This is a genomic window from Nonomuraea fuscirosea, from assembly GCF_003001935.1.
GTDB lineage: Bacteria > Actinomycetota > Actinomycetes > Streptosporangiales > Streptosporangiaceae > Nonomuraea > Nonomuraea fuscirosea.
The window spans coordinates 65,398-83,342 of record NZ_PVNG01000018.1; the positions used below are offsets into that span (position 1 = coordinate 65,398).

At 69.0% G+C, this 17,945-nt stretch carries 16 protein-coding genes, 1 tRNA gene and 1 riboswitch; of the genes, 8 read left to right on the top strand and 9 right to left on the bottom strand.

Annotated features, from left to right (window positions below; genetic code table 11):
* Nucleotides 1-11 precede the first annotated feature (11 nt).
* From B0I32_RS35940 to B0I32_RS35960, 5 genes are read right to left on the bottom strand one after another with little or no spacing between them, the layout of a single operon-like run.
* Complete coding sequence (locus B0I32_RS35940) at nt 12-1,472, bottom strand: peptidoglycan D,D-transpeptidase FtsI family protein (RefSeq protein ID WP_106247382.1); 1,461 nt, start codon at nt 1,470-1,472, stop codon at nt 12-14.
* A complete protein-coding gene (locus tag B0I32_RS35945; protein WP_219912182.1) occupies nt 1,469-2,887 on the bottom strand; it encodes an FtsW/RodA/SpoVE family cell cycle protein in 1,419 nt (472 codons plus the stop codon). Before B0I32_RS35945 ends, B0I32_RS35940 begins: the two co-directional genes overlap by 4 nt.
* Nucleotides 2,888-4,189 carry a Stp1/IreP family PP2C-type Ser/Thr phosphatase gene (locus B0I32_RS61100; protein ID WP_106247384.1) on the bottom strand — a complete coding sequence of 434 codons (1,302 nt, stop codon included), beginning with the start codon at nt 4,187-4,189 and terminating at the stop codon, nt 2,888-2,890.
* Nucleotides 4,186-4,656 (bottom strand): FHA domain-containing protein FhaB/FipA, encoded by a 471-nt coding sequence (locus B0I32_RS35955; RefSeq protein ID WP_106247386.1) that lies wholly within the window; start codon nt 4,654-4,656, stop codon nt 4,186-4,188. The genes B0I32_RS61100 and B0I32_RS35955 overlap by 4 nt, the downstream gene beginning before the upstream one ends.
* Before the next feature lie 17 nt (nt 4,657-4,673).
* Complete coding sequence (locus B0I32_RS35960; RefSeq protein WP_106247387.1) at nt 4,674-5,414, bottom strand: FHA domain-containing protein; 741 nt, start codon at nt 5,412-5,414, stop codon at nt 4,674-4,676.
* A gap of 199 nt (nt 5,415-5,613) precedes the next feature.
* Here B0I32_RS35960 and B0I32_RS35965 point away from each other — a divergent pair.
* Nucleotides 5,614-5,696: transfer RNA gene (locus tag B0I32_RS35965), tRNA-Leu, on the top strand.
* Between the two features lie 478 nt (nt 5,697-6,174).
* On the opposite strand, the gene B0I32_RS35970 is transcribed toward B0I32_RS35965, so the two are convergent.
* Both B0I32_RS35970 and B0I32_RS35975 read right to left on the bottom strand, forming a co-directional pair.
* On the bottom strand, nt 6,175-7,185 hold the full coding sequence (locus B0I32_RS35970) for a hemolysin family protein (RefSeq protein ID WP_106247389.1): 1,011 nt from the start codon (nt 7,183-7,185) through the stop codon (nt 6,175-6,177).
* Complete coding sequence (locus B0I32_RS35975; RefSeq protein ID WP_106247390.1) at nt 7,182-8,534, bottom strand: hemolysin family protein; 1,353 nt, start codon at nt 8,532-8,534, stop codon at nt 7,182-7,184. Before B0I32_RS35975 ends, B0I32_RS35970 begins: the two co-directional genes overlap by 4 nt.
* Before the next feature lie 421 nt (nt 8,535-8,955).
* Between B0I32_RS35975 and B0I32_RS35980 the strand changes: the two genes are divergently transcribed.
* The 3 genes from B0I32_RS35980 to B0I32_RS35990 are packed head-to-tail and all read left to right on the top strand — an operon-like array spanning nt 8,956 to nt 11,626.
* Nucleotides 8,956-10,077: an LCP family protein gene (locus tag B0I32_RS35980; protein WP_245956227.1), complete on the top strand. Its 1,122-nt coding sequence runs from the start codon at nt 8,956-8,958 to the stop codon at nt 10,075-10,077.
* Nucleotides 10,078-10,110: 33 nt separating this feature from the next.
* A complete protein-coding gene (locus tag B0I32_RS35985) occupies nt 10,111-10,716 on the top strand; it encodes a TenA family protein (protein ID WP_106247393.1) in 606 nt (201 codons plus the stop codon).
* 31 nt (nt 10,717-10,747) lie between these two features.
* Nucleotides 10,748-11,626, top strand: coding sequence for an Fpg/Nei family DNA glycosylase (locus B0I32_RS35990; protein ID WP_106247395.1), 879 nt, complete (start codon nt 10,748-10,750; stop codon nt 11,624-11,626).
* 51 nt (nt 11,627-11,677) lie between these two features.
* On the opposite strand, the gene B0I32_RS35995 is transcribed toward B0I32_RS35990, so the two are convergent.
* Entirely contained in the window at nt 11,678-13,051 is a 1,374-nt protein-coding gene (locus B0I32_RS35995) for an MFS transporter (RefSeq protein WP_245956228.1), read from the bottom strand.
* 103 nt (nt 13,052-13,154) lie between these two features.
* On the opposite strand from B0I32_RS35995, the gene B0I32_RS36000 reads away from it, so the two are divergent.
* From B0I32_RS36000 to B0I32_RS36010, 3 genes are all read left to right on the top strand, one after another.
* Complete coding sequence (locus B0I32_RS36000; protein WP_106247398.1) at nt 13,155-13,586, top strand: winged helix-turn-helix transcriptional regulator; 432 nt, start codon at nt 13,155-13,157, stop codon at nt 13,584-13,586.
* Nucleotides 13,583-13,906: a rhodanese-like domain-containing protein gene (locus B0I32_RS36005; protein ID WP_106247399.1), complete on the top strand. Its 324-nt coding sequence runs from the start codon at nt 13,583-13,585 to the stop codon at nt 13,904-13,906. Before B0I32_RS36000 ends, B0I32_RS36005 begins: the two co-directional genes overlap by 4 nt.
* Nucleotides 13,907-13,978: 72 nt before the next feature.
* Nucleotides 13,979-14,091, top strand: a riboswitch (TPP riboswitch).
* A complete protein-coding gene (locus B0I32_RS36010; protein WP_106247401.1) occupies nt 14,082-15,419 on the top strand; it encodes a purine-cytosine permease family protein in 1,338 nt (445 codons plus the stop codon). It overlaps the preceding riboswitch by 10 nt.
* Here B0I32_RS36010 and B0I32_RS36015 read toward each other — a convergent pair.
* Entirely contained in the window at nt 15,379-15,957 is a 579-nt protein-coding gene (locus B0I32_RS36015; RefSeq protein ID WP_106247402.1) for a methylated-DNA--[protein]-cysteine S-methyltransferase, read from the bottom strand. The genes B0I32_RS36010 and B0I32_RS36015 overlap by 41 nt on opposite strands.
* A 92-nt stretch (nt 15,958-16,049) precedes the next feature.
* Here B0I32_RS36015 and B0I32_RS36020 point away from each other — a divergent pair, with 92 nt between their 5' ends.
* A complete protein-coding gene (locus tag B0I32_RS36020; RefSeq protein WP_106247405.1) occupies nt 16,050-17,921 on the top strand; it encodes a sensor histidine kinase in 1,872 nt (623 codons plus the stop codon).
* Nucleotides 17,922-17,945: the final 24 nt, after the last annotated feature.

The window sequence follows — 17,945 nt, forward strand, 5'->3', positions numbered from 1 at the left end:
GTTACCGTCACTCACTTGTTCAGCACCGCCTCCAGCACAGCCTTTGCGATCGGCGCGGCGGTGTGACCGCCGGTCGCCTCCGCGCCGACCGAGGCGGCACCGGACTCGACGATGACGGCCAGAGCCACCTTGGGGTCCTCCGCGGGCGCGAAGGAGATGAACCAGGCGTGCGGAGGCTTGCCGTCGCTGGTCTCCGCGGTGCCCGTCTTGCCCGCTACTTGGACGCCCGGCACCTGCGCCAGGTTGGCCGTTCCGTTGGAGACGACGCTCACCATCATGTCGCGCAGCTTGCCCGCCGTCTCGGAGCTGACGGCGGTGGTCAGCTCCTGGGGGTCGGCCGCGTCGAGCTCGTCACCCTTGGAGTCGGTGATCTTGTTGACGAGGTACGGCTTCATCACCGTGCCGTCGTTGGCGATGCCCGCGGCGATCATGGCCATCTGCAGCGGCGTCATCCGGTTGCTGCGCTGCCCGATGGAGGCCATGGCCACGGCCGCCTGGTCCTCCTTCTTGCCGAAGTCGCTCTGGGCCACCGGCATCGGCACGGCGATCGGCTCGCCCATGCCGAACTTCTCGGTCTGCTCCTTCATCTTGTCGTAGCCCAGCTCCATGCCGATCGAGCCGAACGGCGTGTTGCAGGACTTCTCCAGCGCGTAGACCAGGGTGACCTGCCCGCTGCCGCAGGCCGCGCCGCCGTAGTTGGGCAGGCTGATGTTCGTGTTGGGCAGCGGCAGCCGCTGCGGGGCCTCCACGGTGGTGTCGGGCCCGCGCGAGGAGTCGTCCTCCAGGAACGCCGCCGCCGTCACGACCTTGAACGTCGACCCCGGCGCGTACGTCTGGCCGATGGCCCGGTTGAGCAGCGGCTGGTCCTTCTCCTTGGCCAGCTCGTCGTAGCGGCTGAACACCTTGCCCTTGTTCGTGCCCGACAGCTCGGTGGGGTCGTAGGTGGGCAGCGAGACCATCGCCAGGATGCCGCCGGTCTTCGGGTCGAGCGCGACCAGCGCGCCGCGCTTGCCGCTCTGCCGCAACGCGTCGTAGGCCGCCTTCTGCGCCTTCGGGTTGATGGTCAGATCGACGTTGGCGCCCCTGGTGGGCTCGCCCGTGAACAGGTCGATGCTCCGCCGCAGCAGCAGGTCGGCGCTGGAGCCGTCGAGCAGCTTGTTCTCGGTCGCCTCGATGGCGTCGGCGCTCTCGGGGGAGAAGAAGCCGGTGACGTGGGCGTAGAGCTTCGCGTCAGGATACTTCCTGATGAAGCGGAACTCCTTGTTGCCGGTGTCGACCGACTGGGCGATCACCTTGCCGCCGGCCGTGATGCGGCCCCGCTCGATCGCGTACCGCTCGAAGAAATTGCGCTGGTTGCGGGAGTCGCTCTGCAGATTCTCCGCGCGCACCGCCTGGATGATGTTCACGTTGACCATCAGGAGCGCGAACATGGCCAGACAGGCCACGGCCGCGCGCTTCAATGTCCGGTTCATCGCTGGAACACCTGCGTCAGTCCTTCGTTCTGGATCGCCTGGGGCGGGGGCCTGCGCGCCGCGTCCGACATGCGTACCAGGAGCGCGATAAGGATCCAGTTAGCCAGCAGCGCCGAGCCGCCCTGTGACATGAACGGCGTCACCAGGCCGGTCAGGGGGATCAGGTTCGTCACGCCGCCGACGATGATGAAGACCTGCCAGGCCAGGATGAACGACAGGCCGCCCGCCAGCAGCTTCGAGAACGGGTCGCGGGCCGCCAGCGAAGTGCGCAGGCCCCGCTGCACCAGCAGCGCGTAGAGCATGAGCAGCGCCATCAGACCGGTCAGGCCCAGCTCCTCGCCGGTCGCGGCGAAGATGAAGTCGGAGAAGCTCAGCGGGATCAGGTAGGGGTGCCCCTGGCCGAGACCCGTGCCCAGGATGCCGCCCGCGCCGAAGCCGTACAGGCCCTGCATGATCTGGAAGCTCTTGCCGCACATCGCGTCGCCCGGCGGGCTGGTCTGGCAGATGTCGGCGTTGCCGTAGTAGACCGGGTTGGCCGGGTCGAGCCACGAGTCGAAGCGGGCCCCCACGTGGTCGAAGACCTGCCCGGCGAGGAAGGCGCCGCCGACGAACAGCAGAATGCCGATCAGCACCCACGAGGTGCGCTGCGTGGCGATGTAGAGCATCGCGATGAACGTGCCGAACAGCAGCAGCGAGGTGCCCAGGTCCTTCTCGAACACCAGGACCAGCAGGCTCAGCACCCACGTGGCGAGCACCGGGCCGAGGTCTCTGGCCCGCGGCAGGTCGATGAACAGCAGCCGCCGCCCGGCCAGCGCCAGCACGTCGCGCTTGGCCACCAGGTAACCGGCGAAGAAGACCACCAGCGCCAGCTTGGCGAACTCGCCCGGCTGGATGGAGAAGCCGCCGATCCTGATCCAGATCTTCGCGCCCTGCACCTCGCTGAGGCTGCCGGGCAGCAGCGCGGGGATCGCCAGCAGCACCAGGCCCACCGCGCCCGCCGTGTACGTCAGGCGCTGCAGCATGCGATGGTCACGCACCACGACCAGCGTGATCGAGAACATGACGACCCCGAGCGCGGTCCACATGATCTGACTGTTGGTGGAGGCGCCGCGCATCCCGGCCGCCTCCAGCCGGTAGATCACCACCAGACCCAGGCCGTTGATCAGCGTCACCAGCGGCAGGATCAGCGGATCGGCCCACGGGGCGAACTTGGCCAGGACGAAATAGGCGGCCAGCATCAGGCCGCCGAGCCCGAGCCCGTAGGCGAGCATGCCGGCCGGGATCTGGCCGTCGACGGCCAGGCCCACATTGGCGTACGCGCCCATGATGACCACGACCGCCAGGGCGAGCATGACCAGCTGGGCCATGCGCCGCTTGGCGGGCATCGCTACGGGGGTGACGGCGACTTCGCTCATCTATCGCTGTTTCGTCTTGGTGGCGGAGGCGGTGGGAGTGGGGCTCTCACTCGCCTCCGGTGGGGTTTCCTCGTTGTCCTTCTGCTGCTCGGTGAACTTCAAACCGTTGATCTTCGTGATGCCTTCGGCCTCGGTGGTGACGGGGATGCCACCCTTGATCAGTGCCTGGTCCGCCTCGGACAGCTGGGAGATCTTCCTGCCAGTCGCCTTGGAGACGTGAAAGAGCGGGAAGGGGCCCAGCTCCTTCTGTATCCCCTGGAACACGACCACCTCGTCGCCCCTAGCACCGACGAAGAACTGGTCCTGAGTCCACTGATATCCAAAGTAACCGCCGACGCCCACCACGACGACGCCTATACCGAGCACGGTGACCAGAACGGGCCACATCCGACGACGTTTCCGCGGCCGCCGGGACGCCGCCTCGGCGACCGGCTCCTCGAACGCGTCATCGGTGAGCACCGGCTGGGGTGCGGTCACCGCGCCGGCTCGCCCCGGCGAAGTGTCCTGCGGACTTCCGTGCAGCCTGGTCATGCCCGCGGCGCCGACCACAGCGGCCTCCACAGGCACCTGCTGCCCGTCGTTGATCTCCAGCACGTCGGCCAGAACGCAGGTGATGTTGTCGGGCCCCCCACCCCGGTTCGCCAGATCGATGAGCTGGCGGACGACCTCTTCAGGATCGTCGATGTTGGTGAGCGTGGCGTGCATCGTCTCCGCGCTCACCACCCCGGAGAGCCCGTCGGAGCACAGCAGGTAACGATCGCCTATCTGCGCCTCGCGCAGCGTGAGGTCGGGATCGACCTCACCACTGCCGTCGAGGGCGCGCAGCAGGATCGAACGCTGCGGATGGGTGGCCGCCTCCTCCGGCGTGATGCGCCCGTCGTCGACGAGCTGCTGCACCAGCGTGTGATCGTGGGTGATCTGGTACAGCTCACCACGTCTCAGTAGATAGGCGCGCGAGTCGCCCACATGGACCAAGGCGACCTGGGTGCCGTGCCAGAGCATGGCCGTGAGAGTCGTGCCCATGCCTTTGAGGCTGGGATCCCGCCCCACCATCTCGTGCAGCTTGCGATTGGCGTCGCGTACCGCGGCCTCGATGGCGTTGAGCAGGTCACCCCCCTGTTGGGCCTCGTCGAGAGAGGCCATGGCGGCGATGGCGACTGAGCTCGCCACCTCGCCGTGTGCGTGCCCGCCCATGCCGTCGGCGACGGCCAGCAGGCGGCCGCTAGCGTACGCCGAGTCCTCGTTTCCTTCGCGGAGGAGGCCGACGTCCGAGCGGGCGGCGTAGCGGAGTGCGATGGTCATTTGCGCAATTCAATGACTGTCTTGCCGACGCGGATCGGAACACCGAGCGGCACCGGGGTCGGGCGGGTGACTTTCGAGCGGTCGAGATACGTGCCGTTGGTGGACCCAAGATCTTCCACGATCCATTGACCGTCCTGAGGGAAGAGCCGGGCATGCCGGCTGGAAGCGTAGTCGTCGGTGACTACCAGCGTGGCGTCATTCGCCCGGCCAATGGTGATGGGCGTCTCCGTGAGAGTGATGGTGGTGCCTTGGAGGGGGCCACCGGTGACGATGAGCTGGCGTGGCTCGCCCTTCTTGCTCTTGGGCTTCGCCACGGGTTTGGCGGGTTTCGCGGCCTTGCGTGCACCTGCGGTGGCCGTGCGTGAACCGAACAAGTCAGTCCGGATCACGCCGACTGCGGCAATGACGAAGAACCACAGCACCGCCAGGAATGCGAGCCGGATCAGCAGCAGCGTGAGCTCGGACATGGACCGTCTGTCTACCCCTAATCGCGCCGGAACACCAGAGTCGTACGCCCCAGAGTCACTCGCGTGCCGTTCTGGAGCTCGATCCTGCGTACCGGCTGGCCATTGACGAAAGTGCCGTTCGTCGATCCGAGATCCACGAGGGCCACCAGCTGGCCCTCGACACGTAGCTCCGCGTGATGCCGAGAGACGCCCGGATCGACTAGACGAAGATCGCAGTCCGTGCCCCTGCCGAGCAAGGTCACCGGAGTGGTGAGCTCGTAAGAGCGGTCACCCTGCGGATCGTCCTGGGTGGACACGAGCAGCCGAGGCCGCCCGTTGAACGCGTGCGGCCTCGACGGAGGCAGGTCGCTCGCCGGCTGGCGAATCTCGTCCTGCTCCACCGTCGCACCGCGGATGACCCCAGACCGGATGCGGAACAAGCCCACAGCCAGATCGCCTGCGGTTTCGAAACGGACCCGGACCGGTCCCACGAAAGAGTAGCCCTGTTCTTTGGCGTACTCCCTGGCGAGGTTGGCCAGCTCGTGGCTGATGCTGTCGGCGTAGACCTCAAGCCGTTCGCTGTCGGTCGTGGACAACTCAACCACGAAGTCGTTGGGCACGAGCGTGCGACCCTGCGCGACGATCGCCGCACGCTCATCCATCTCCCGCTGAACCGCGCTGGCGACCTCGACCGGCTGAAGGTCAGATTTGAACGCCCGCGCAAAGGCTCCCTCAACCAAGCCTTCGAGCCTTCGCTCGAAGCGCTGAAGGACTCCCACCGGGTACCTCCCTTCCTCCGTGCATATGATCGCGGCCCCCAGACGCTCCGGCGCCCGGTTTCCGCTCGTTCCCACGTCACGGCCTTCCAGACGCTCATCGGCTGTCGCGCCCAGCTCCTCCGCTCCCGTGTCTTATGCGATCGTATCCGGGTTCAGTACCAGTGGCTGTTCCGTGCTACTGTTCTTTCCGCACCCACAAGGGCGGGTGGCGGAACGGCAGACGCGCACGGTTCAGGTCCGTGTGTCCGAAAGGACGTGAGGGTTCAAATCCCTCCTCGCCCACTCGGTGACTGGGGACTCTTGGTCGCTGGCCTTTGGCCAGCTTTCCTTGGGTCCCCTCGTCATATCTGACCGGGGGATGACCCCCGGACCCCCAGTGTTTTTCGCTTTGCTCCTGGGGCCGGAGGCCCCAGACCCCCGGCACAACCCTGTTGGGGTTCCGGCTTGGGGCTGCTGGTCGTTCAGGGGGCGAGTTAGCTCCAGGTGACTGTTCTGGTCTTGCTGATGCTGCTGGGTTCTTGGCTTTATGGGTGCTTTGGCGTTGATGCCGTGGCCCCCCGTCTGGCCGTCTGGGTCTTTGTGCCGCTTGCTGGCTTCACCACCTTGGCGAAGGTTGGGGAGGGTCGCAAGAGGGTGCGTCTTTCTTTTCTGGCACCTGTTGGTAACGGCTGTGGGCGCCTTCGGAGCTTGAGCCCGGATGGTTGCAAGGTGGTTTCTGGTGACTTGCTGCCATCCGGGCCCTTTGTGGGTTAGGTCACACTTAAGCGGCTCTGGTGTCGAGGAGTTCGCCCACCAGATCGGTGAGGCTGACCATTCCTATGACGGTTCCCTCCTGGTTCGTTACCAGGGCCAGGTGGGATCGCCGCTCCTGGAGGGTGGTCACCGCCTCGGGGACCTGGGTGGTGCAGGGCAGCTTGGGCAGTGGCCTGGCCAGGTCGCCGGCCGTGCTTCCCGGGGTCAGCAGGGCGTCCCGTACGTGGAGTGCCTGGTCGATGCCCGTGGGGCTTTCCACGAGAAGGCGGAGGTGGGCGCTGCCCGCCGCCGTCTTCCTGATCTCGGTCGCCGTCGCCGTCGCCTTGACCTTGATCGCCTGGTCGATGGGGACCATGAGGCGTTCGATGCCCTCGTCGTCCAGGCGGAGTGCTCTGGTGAGGAGGTCGTGCTCCTCCCGGTCCAGCAGGCCCATCCGGCCCGACTCGCCCACCAGCAGGGCCAGCTGGCGTGGAGTTCTCGTCGTCGCCAGTTCGTCTCTCGGCTGGACGCCGAAGAGGTGGAGTATCAAGTTGGTCACCGCGTTCAGCGCTGAGAGCAGCGGGCGCATGACCGTGGTGAAGGCCCTGAACGGGAAGGTCAGGATCAGGGCCGCGCGCTCGGGATGGGTGAGCGCCCAGCTCTTCGGGGCCATCTCGCCCACCACCATGTGGAGGAAGGTGACCAGGGCCAGCGCCAGCGTCAGGGCTATGGGCAGCCGCAGGGCCTCGGGAACGCCGATGGCCGCGAAGACCGGCTCCAGATAGTGCTCGATCGCCGGCTCGGTCACCTGGCCCAGGCCCAGCGTGCACAGGGTGATGCCGAGCTGGGCGCCGGCGAGCATGAGGGACAGGCGGCGGCTGCCGCCCGCCGCCGACTTGGCCGCCAGCCTGACCAGGCGGTTGCCGCCCGTCGCCATCTCCTCCAGGCGGTGGCGCCTGGAGGAGACGAAGGCGAACTCGGCGGCCACGAACAGGGCGTTGAGCGCCAGCAGGGCGAGGCTGATAATGATCATGGTCATCGGCGGGTCGCCTCCGCGTGCTGGATGGGGGTCAGGCGCACCCATTCGGGTACGCGGCGGTTCAGCGACATGACCGTGAGCTCAGCCAGGTGCTCCTGGTCCTCTTCCGCGAACGGGTCCTGGTTGTCGGGCACGACCGGCACCGTGACCGTGTCGCCCGGGTTCGGCATCCGGCCCAGCCTGGCCAGGACCAGACCGGCGAGAGTGTCGTAGTCGTCGCTCTCGGGCAGCGAGACGCCCGTCGCGCGTTCGACCTCGTCGAGCCGGAGGGTGCCGGGCACCTCCCAGACGCCGCCGGGCTGCTCGACGGCGCCGGCCGGCTCCGGGTCGTTCTCGTCGACCAGCTCGCCCACCAGCTCCTCGGCCAGGTCCTCGACCGTGATGACGCCGGCCAGGCCGCCGTACTCGTCGATGACGAGGACGATGTCGTCCTTCGCCGTCCGCATCCGGTCGAGGACGGCGGGCAGCGGGACGGAGTCCGGCACCATGAGGGCGGGCCGGGTGATGCGGGCGATGTCGCCGGTCTCCAGGCCGGAGGCCAGCAGTTCGCGTACGCCCGTCACGCCGGCGACGTCGCCGTCCTCGCCCAGCACCGGGTAGCGGGAGTGGCCGCAGGTGCGCATGACGTCGAGCAGGTCGGCGATGGGTTGTGAGGTGCGCAGGGCCACCACCCTGGGGCGAGGGACCATGATCTCCTCGGCGGTGCGGTCGCCGAACTCCAGGGCCCGCTCCAGCAGGTCCGACAGCCGCGGCGGCAGCTCGCCCGCCTGCGTCGACTCCGCGATGATGCGGGAGAGCTCCTCCGGGGTCGCGCCGTGTTCGACCTCCTCCACCGGCTCGATGCCGACCCGCTTGAGCAGGCCGGTGGCGGCGGAGTCGAACAGCTTGACCACCGGGCCCACGACGGCCAGGTAGACCAGCGTCGAGGAGGCCAGGAACTTGGCCACCGGCTCCGGCCTGGCGATGCCCAGGTTCTTCGGGGCCAGTTCGCCGAAGACCATCTGCACGACCGTCGCCACGAAGACGCCGCTGGCCACGGAGACGCCCGTGATCATGGCGTCGGGCAGGCCCGCGTCGGTCAGCCACGGCCGTACGATGACGGCGATCGCGGGCTCGGCCAGGAAGCCGACCAGCAGCGCCGTCACCGTGATGCCCAGCTGGGCGCCGGAGAGCATGAAGGACAGGCGGGAGGTCACTTGCAGCGCCTTCTCGGCGGCGGCGTCGCCCGCGGCGGCCTGCTCACGCAGCAGGGACCGGTCGGCGGCGACGAAGGCGAACTCCTGGGCGACGAAATAACCGGTCGCGGCGGTGAGGAGCAGGAGGGCGAGAAGCCCGAGATAGGCGCTCACCGGAGTGAGCCCTCAGAGGAACCCGTGCCCGAGCACGGGCGAAGATCCCACGGGTCCGGATCGGACACGATCATCCCTTCGATAGACATCGTCCATAACCGTAACGACGCTGTTGGCATCTATGTTTCCGCAGTGACTCTCAGCTAGTTCCGCGTACTTTTCCGTGGGAAAACCTTGCCGGAACGTCTTCACTGCTGAGGGGTTCGACGTAGCGTTTATGACAAAGCGAAGGGAAGTAGGCGAAGTGACTGAGGACGACCGTACGCGGGCGATGCGCTCACCAGGCGACGGCCGCCCGCTGCCACCACGGCCCGGCGACGTGCCGCGTTCGGGTGGCGCGCCAGCGCACCGCATGCCCGCGGCAGGCCCCTCGGGAGGCCCTGCGGGCAATCCCGCGGCGCCTACGCACAAGCTTCCCGTCGTGGGCTCCCCCGGGCCTCAGCCCGGGGCCCCTGAGGACCAGCAGCGGGGTGCCGGCTCGCGGTCGCGGGTCTACGGGCGTCAGCGGTCCGGGCAGAGCCCGGTCAAGCCGTTCGGGTCGCGGAGCGACTCCGGTGAGCCGGCTCCGCGACGGCCGCGCAGGAAGATCTCCTGGAAGATGGTCGTCGGGGGTCTGGCGGGGTTACTGGTCCTGCTGCTGGTGGCCGCGATCGGCATGTTCTTCTGGATCGACTCGCGGCTGGCCGGCATCGACGGCGTGCTCGACGACTACGAGGGGCGTCCCGGCGACACCCCCGGCACCAACTGGCTGCTGGTGGGCTCCGACAGCCGTAAGGGGCTGAGCGCGGCCCAGCGCAAGAAGCTCGCCACCGGGCGGGCCGCCGGGCAGCGCACCGACTCGATGATGCTGCTGCACATCCCCGAGGGCAGCGACAAGCCGACGCTGGTCAGCCTGCCGCGCGACTCGGCCGTCACCATCCCGGGCAGGGGCCGCGACAAGCTCAACTCCGCGTACGCGCTGGGCGGGCCCAAGCTGCTGGTCCGCACCGTGGAGACGGTGACGGGGGTGCACGTCGACAACTACATGGAGATCGGCTTCGCGGGCTTCGTGGACATCGTGGACGCCGTCGGCGGCGTCGAGATCAACGTACGCGCGGCCGTCAACGACCCCAAGGCGGGGCTCAAGCTGAAGAAGGGCCCCCAGGTCCTCACCGGCTCGCAGGCGCTCGGCTACGTCCGCACCCGCAAGGGCGGCGCGCTGCCCGACTTCGAGCGCACCAAGCGGCAGCGGCAGTTCCTCGGCGCGGTCGTGAAGAAGGCCGCCAGTCCCGGAGTGCTGCTCAACCCGTTCACCGCCATCCCGCTGGCGATGAGCGCCACCGACGCGGTCGAGGTCGACTCGGGCACGGGGGCGTTCAACATGCTCTCCCTGGGGCTGGCCATGGGTGACAGCCCGGTGACCACGGTGGTGCCGTTCGGCGGCAACGAGACGGTCGCGGGCGGCGGTGCGGCCGTCAAGTGGGATCGCACCAAGGCGCTGGCGCTGTTCAACGCGCTGAAGGAGGACAAGCCGGTGCCGAAGGACATCCTGGACGCCGGATGAGTCTGCGTCAGGGATGGGCTTAACCTCCTGACCATGAGCATTTCCGACAAGCTTCATGCCATCGGGCGGCCCCTGCTCTCGGACCAGCTCGCGCACCCGACCGTGGCCGGGATCGGGCGTGGCGACCTGCCGGAGCAGGTGTTCCGTTCGTGGCTGGAGCAGGACTACCTGTTCCTGCTGGACTATGTACGGGTCTTCGCCCGGCTGGCCTGGCAGGCGCCCGACGGGCATCTCGGCGACCTGGTGGATCTGGCGCACACCACCTATCACGACGAGCTGAGCCTGCACCGGTCGATGTCGGCGGGGTTCGGGGCCGATCTGGAGGGGGCGGTGAAGGGGCCGGCCTGCGCGGCGTACACGCGGTTCCTGCTGGAGTCGGCGGCGACGTACGGGGAGGGGCTGGCGGCCCTCTATCCGTGCATGTGGGGATATTCGAGTCTCGGGCAGATATTGGCGGAGAATCCGCCTGCTGAGCCGAGATATCGGGCCTGGGTGGACACGTACGCGGACCCGGGGTTCGCGGCGCTGACCGAACGCATCGCGCGCATGATCGACGAGGCGGATCCGGCTCCGGAGCGAGCGGAGGCCCTGTTCAGGGAGGGGATGGCGCACGAGCTGGCGTTCTGGGACGTGCCGTAGAACAGTCGGTGGCGCGTCGTAGTCTGGTGGCATGCCCGAACTTCCCGAGGTGGAGTCGCTCACCCACTTCCTGCGCGAGCGGGCGGTGGGCCGCACGATTCTGGGGGTCGACGTGGTCGCCTTCCAGGCACTCAAGACGTTCGATCCGCCGGTCGGCGCGCTCGGCGGGCTGACCGTCACCGGCGTGACCAGGCACGGCAAGTTCCTCGACCTCGACTGCGACGGTCTCCATCTGGTCATCCATCTGGCCCGCGCGGGGTGGCTGCGCTGGCGCGACGACCTGTCGGGGGCCAAGCCGGTGCGGCCGGGGAAGGGGCCGCTGGCGGTGCGGGTGCGGCTGGCGCCCGACGACGAAGGGCTGGCGCCGGGGTTCGAGCTGACGGAGGCGGGGACGCAGAAGCGTCTCGCCGTCTATGTCACGAAAAATCCGGACCAAGTGCCCGGTGTCGCCGCTCTCGGTCCCGATCCCCTCGCCGACTCCTTCACGGTCGAGGCGCTCAAGCGCATCGTGGGCGGCAACCGCACCCAGATCAAGGGGCTGCTGCGCGACCAGAAGGTCATCGCCGGCATCGGCAACGCCTACTCCGACGAGGTGCTGCACGCCGCGAAGATGTCCCCGTTCAAGATCGCCGGTAGTCTGACGGACGCCCAGATCGCCGACCTGCACGAGGCCATCGTCACCACGCTGGCGGACGCGGTCGAGCGGGCCCACGGGCTGGCGGCCAAGGATCTGAAGGCGGAGAAGAAGTCGGGGCTGCGCGTGCACAACCGGGCGGGGCAGCCGTGCGACGTGTGCGGCGACACGATCAGAGAGGTGTCGTTCGCCGACTCCTCGCTCCAGTACTGCCCCACGTGCCAGACAGGCGGCAAGCCGCTGGCCGACCGCCGCCTGTCCAAACTGCTCAAATAGCCGCCTGGCCATTGACCGCGTGCCCGGGTGGCGGAGCCGGCCCCCGCGGGCTCAGGCGGCGCTGAGGGCGCGGTCTCTCGTCCGGGGGCGCAGAGCGCTCACGGCGACCAGCGCGCCCAGCAGCGTGGCCGTGACGGGCACCAGCAGCGCCGTGCGCATCGCGGCCAGCCCGGCCTCGGGGTCCGTGCCGCCGCCCAGGGCGGCCACGTTGACCGCGGTCACCATCGACAGGCCCAGCGCCGCCCCGAACTGGAACGAGGAGTTGATCAGCCCGCCGGCCAGCCCCTGCTCGTGCTCGGCCACCCCGTCCGTGGCCACGATGGTCACCGGGCCGTAGACGAAGGCGAACATCAGGCCGATGAGCAGCATGGAGGGCAGCATGGCCGCGTAGGTCCAGTCGAGCCCCACGCCCAGGAACAACGCGTAGGCCAGCAGGCCCGACAGCAGGCCGCCGAGCACCACCCTGGCGCTGCCGAATCGGTTGACCAGCCAGGGGGTGAGCACCGGGGCGATCACCACGTCGACGGCCGCCGCCAGCAGGGCCAGGCCGGTCTGGATGGTCGACCACCCGCGCAGCTCCTGGAGGTAGATCGTGACCAGGAACTGGAAGCCGAAGAACGAGGCCGTGAGCATGACGGCCATCACGTTGGCGCGGATCAGGGTGGCCGAGCGCAGCAGGCCGAGCCGGACGAGCGGGCTGGCCGACCGGCGCTCGACGGCGGTGAAGGCCGCCACCAGGGCCAGGCCGCCGGCGAAGGCCGCCACCGTGAGGGGCCAGCCGTCGGCCGGGTGCTCCAGACGTACGACGCCGTACGCCAGCAGCATCATCGCGCCCGTGATCGTCACCGCGCCCATCACGTCGAAGCCGCCCGCCGGACGGTCCTCCCGGACCGGCTCCCTGATCAGGGGGACGGCGGCGATCAGGATGAGCAGCGACATCAGCACGGGCGCGAAGAACACCCAGCGCCAGCCGATCGCGGTCAGCAGGCCGCCGGCCACGAGCCCGAGCGCGAAGCCGCCCGCCGCCGTGCCCGCGTAGATGAGCAGGGCCTGGTTGCGCAGCCTGCCCTCGGGAAAGGTCGTGGTGATCAGCGAGAGCCCGGCGGGCGTCAGGAACGCGGCGGCCACCCCCGTGACGAACCTGGCCAGCAGCAGCACCCAGCCCTCGTCCGCGAAGCCGCCGAGCCCGGAGAAGACCAGGAACACCACCAGCCAGAGCAGGAACATCCGCCGCCGTCCCAGCAGGTCGGCCGCCCGGCCGCCGAGCAGCATGAAACCGCCGTAACCGAGCACGTACGCGCTCACGACCCCGCTCAGCATGCCCGTGGACAGCCCGAGGTCGGCCCTGATGGCCGGAAGGGCGATGTTCAGCATGGCCACGTCGATGCCTTCGAGAAAGATGGCACCGCACAGAACGATCAGCACACCCCACGATCGGGCAGGCACGGACATCTCAGACCCCCGGTTACTTCTCTGCATATCGGTTATTTCTTGTAACCGGTCACATCATGAGTCACCATGGGAGACGATGGAAGACGGCACTTTCGAATCACTCGGTTACCGCGAAGGCACCATGGACGACTACGACGTTCGGCAGTGGGACACCCGCGAGGACTGCGAGGTCCGGCAGATCCTCGATCGCATCGCGGACAAGTGGTCGCTGCTGGTGATCGCCCTGCTCGACTGCGAGAGCCTGCGCTTCACCCAGCTGCGCCGCGAGATCGACGGCGTCAGCCAGCGCATGCTCAGCGTCACCCTGCGCCAGCTCGAACGCGACGGCCTGGTCAGCCGCACGGTCCACCCCGTGGTCCCGCCCCGGGTCGACTACGCGCTGACGCCGCTCGGCCGTACCCTGCACGAGACCATCAAGTCCCTGGTCACGTGGACCGAGGCGCACCAGCAGGAGATCGCCGCGGCGCGTGCCGCCTACGACCGGCGACGCGAGATGATGGAGGCATGACCGTTCCCGAGATCGAGGCCAACGCCGTTCCCGCCGATGCCTACCTGCTCGACGTCCGTGAGCAGGACGAATGGGTGGCGGGGCACGCGCCGCAGGCCGTGCACATCCCCATGACCCAGATTCAGGGCCGGGTCGACGAGGTTCCCGCCGACACGACCGTCTACGTCGTCTGCCGCGTGGGCGGCCGGTCGATGCAGGTCACGGCCTGGCTCAACCAGCTAGGGCGCGAGGCGATCAACGTCGGCGGCGGCATGCAGTCGTGGGAGTTCGCCCGCCGGCCGATGGTGAGCGAGACGGGGCAGGAGCCGTTCGTCGCCTGAATCGGGGGTAGGGCAGCAAGTCGCCCACTATGGCGGTTCTGCCGCCATTGAGGCATGATGAGGGCGCAAACTACACATTGTCGCGGGAGCTCGGGGTCGCCGGGCTGAGAGGGCAGCACGTTCCGCTGCCGACCGCCGGAACCTGTCCGGATAATGCCGGCGTAGGGAGTGTGCGATGTCGCACGGCGTCGAAGAAGTTCCGCTGACCCTCGAAGGCGAGCCCCCGAAGACCCTGGGCGTGCTCGATCAGGGTGCGCTCTGGGCGAATCTCGGAGTGAGCCTCCTCGGCTTCTCCGGCGCCCTGTTCCTGATCAACCCACTGGGCGACGCCCCGCTCACCCTGGGCGCCGCGCTCGTGGCCACGGTGGTGGGCAGCCTCATCGGCACCGCCATGGTCGGCCTGTCCGCCATCCCCGGCACGCGTACGGGGCAGCCGGCCATGGTGCTGCTGCGCGGCCTGTTCGGCGCCAGAATCTCCTACGTGCCGACGGTGCTGAACATCGTGCAGATGCTCGGCTGGGGCGCCTTCGAGCTGTGGGTGATCGCCAAGGGCGCCACGGCGATCTTCGGCTCGGTGCCGTACCAGGTGTGGGTGATCGTGGCCGGGGTGCTGACCACCGCGCTGAGCATCTGGCCGCTCGGCTCGATCCGGCTGCTGCGCCGGTACGTCACCGTCGGCGTGATCATCGCGATGATCTGGTTCACCGTGTTCTTCCTGCGTGAGGCGCCGCCGCAGACCGGCGGGACGTGGACGGCCTTCCCCGCCGCGGTCGACTACGTGATCGCGCTGTCGGTGTCCTGGGTGCCCATGGCCGCGGACTTCGCCCGCCACTCGCGCTCCAGCAGGGCGGCCTTCACCGGGGTGGTCGGCGGCTACACCCTGGCCCAGGTCGCCTGCCTCGGGCTGGGCGTCTACGCGGTGGCGATGGCGGGCGTCGCCCAGGTCCAGGCCGACGGGACCTCGGTGTTCAGCCCGTTCGTGGCGATGCCGCTGGGCGCGCTGTTCTTCGGCATCCTGGTCCTGCGCGAGACCGACCAGTCCTTCGCCAACGTCTACTCGACCACCGTCTCGCTGCAGAACCTGCTGCCGCGGATGGACCGGCGTGTCTTCTCCGTCCTCATCGGCGTGCTCACCGTGGTGATCGCGCTGCTGGTCGACGTCACGTCCTACGGCGCGTTCTTGGGCGTGATCGGGGCGGTGTTCGTGCCGATGTTCGCCGTCCTCGCCGTGGACTACTTCGTGCTGCGCCGCGGCGAGAGCTGGAACACCGCGCAGGACGCGCCCTCACGCTGGTCGATGCTGGTGCCGTGGGCGCTCGGCTTCGCGGCCTACTGGCTGACCACCTCGACGCCGACGGTCGAGGCGTGGGACGGGCTCTGGACGAGCCTGCGCGAGGCCATCGGCTTCACCCGGCAGACCTGGATGAACGGCGCGCTCGGCGGGGCCTTGGTGGCCGCGCTCGTCACGCTGCTCATCGGCCTGGCGCTGCGGCGGCCCGCTGTTCGACGTTGAGCAGGTGCTGCTTGGCGACGGACCCGCCGGCGTAGTCGCCGAGCGCGCCGTCCTCGCGCACCACCCGGTGGCAGGGCACGATCACGCAGACGGGGTTGGAGGACAGCGCGTTGCCGATCGCCCGCAGCGCGCGTGGCCGGCCGATGCTCTGGCCGATCTCCTCCAGCGTCGTGGTCGTGCCGTAGGGGACGGCCATCGTCTTCTGCAGCACCGTGCGCGCGAACGACGTCGCCAGCGCCAGGTCCACCGGCAGGGTGAACGCGCGCAGCCGGCCTGAGAAGTAGGCGTCCAGCTCTCTGCGGACCGGGTCGAGCCGTCGCGCGTCGGGCCCGATGAAGCTGCCCACATGCCTGCTGACCAGCTCGAAGACGTCGTTCTCCGCCTCGAAGCTGCACGCCGCGACGCCCTTGCCCGTCACGGCCAGCACCAACCGGCCCACAGCCCCGTCATAGGTGCCGAAAGCGATGTCGGGCGGCGTATCACCTCGATAGGTGCTAGAGGTCACACGCAGCAGGGCATCGAGATCGTTGCTCGACATACCCTCAACCTCCACCCGCCGGAATCACCGTGACCGCAGCGTATCGGACGGATCGCCCGACGCACCCACCGCGCCACGTGCACTATGGAGTAGTGGGGGACGAATGGGCCGGTAGTGACGATGAGATCGCTCGCGCGGCGCTGGACAGCTCGCCCAACGCCGTCGTGGCGCTCGATCGGGACCAGAGCGTCCTGGTCTGGAACGCCGCCGCCGAGCGCGTGTTCGGCTGGGCGGCCGAGGAGGTGCTGGGGCGCAGGGCGCCGATCGTGCCCGGCGAGCTGACCGCCGAGCACAACGCCGTCCTGGAGCGCGTCCGCACCGGGGAGCCGGTGTCGCTGCGCACCAAGCGGCTGCACAGCGACGGCGCCCTGCTCGACCTGCGGGTCGACATCAGCGCGCTGCGGCTGGGCAGCGCCGTGGGCGGCTACGTGTGCGTCTACCACCCGGCGCGGGCCGACGAGCTGGCCAGGAACCGGATGGCGCGCCGGGCCAGGCTCGTGCGCCGGCTCACCGACGTGGTCGGCGACATCAACTCCGAGCTGGAGCTGTCGGCCGTGCTCGACCGGATCTCGGCCAACCTCACCGAGCTGACCGGGGCGGACGCCGGCGGGTTCGTGCTCATCGAGGGTGACCGGCTGCGGCTGGTGAGCACGTACCAGCTGCCCGACTCGATCAGGGGCACCACCACCGACCTGCGCACGAGCCTGGTGGATCAGCTCTTACGCACCGGCAAGACCGTGATGCTGGAGTCCGACGGGCTCGGCGACCTGGTGTGGGCCCGGTTGCGCGGCCTGCACACGATCGCGCTGGGCCTGGCCGCCGTGGGCGGGCGGCCGTACGGCGCGCTGTACGCGCTCTTCGCCCGGCGCAACCCCGGCCACCTGGAGCTGGAGCTGCTGGAGCTGCTGGCTGGGCACGCGGGCATCGCCGTCGGCAACGCGGTGGCCTATCAGGAGGCGGTACGCCAGCGGGCGCACGAGCGGGCCGTCTTCGACGCCAGCGCCGACGGCATCGCCGTGCTCGACCAGGACGGCCTGGTGGTGCGCTGGAACCCCGCGGCGGCCGGGCTGACCGCGCTGGCCCCCGAGTCCGTCATCGGCGCGCCGCCGCCGTTCCCCATGCCCAAGCCCGGCGAGAAGGTCACCTTCCAGATGGAGAACGGCAGGTGGCTGGACGTGGTGAGCGCGCAGATCGAGGAGACGGGCGAGGTGGTCGTCGACTTCCGCGACGTCACCTCGGCCAAGGAGCTGGAGGAGGCCAAGGACCTGTTCCTGGCCACGACCAGCCACGAGCTGCGGACGCCGATCACGATCGTGCGGGGCTTCGCCAGCACGCTGGACGCGCGCTGGGACAAGATGGCCGACCCCGAGCGCCGGGCCGCCGTGCACACGATCGCCGAGCGCTCCAGGTCGTTAGGTGAGCTCATGGACCACCTGCTGCTGGGGGCCAGGGCGGGGGCCGACGAGCTCAAGGTGCGGATCGAGAAGGTGGATCTGGCCGAGCGGATCGACGCGGCCACGCTGGGCCTGCCGGCGCTGTCGGACAAGCACCGGGTGGAGGTGGACATCGCCGAGGGGCTGCCGCCCGTCTTCGGCGATCCGCTGGCCACGGACATCATCCTCGGCCAGTTGCTGGAGAACGCCTTCAAGTACTCGCCGAAGGGCGGGCTCATCAGCGTCGCCGCCTGGCCGGACGACGACGACAACGTGGTGGTCGTCGTGGACGACGAGGGCGTCGGTATCGCCCCGCCTGACCGGGAGCGGATCTTTGAGCGCTTCGTCCAGGTGGACAGCGGCGACCGGAGACGGTTTGGTGGAGTGGGGCTCGGTCTCTACATCGTCCGCAGCCTCGCCCGAGCACAGGGAGGAGATGTGAGCGCTCATCCGCGACCGGAAGGGGGCACCAGGATGCGACTCGTGCTGCGATGCGCTTCCCCTATCGGATCCGACACACCGATGCGGTAACGAGGTGGTCACGGTTGAGCTGAT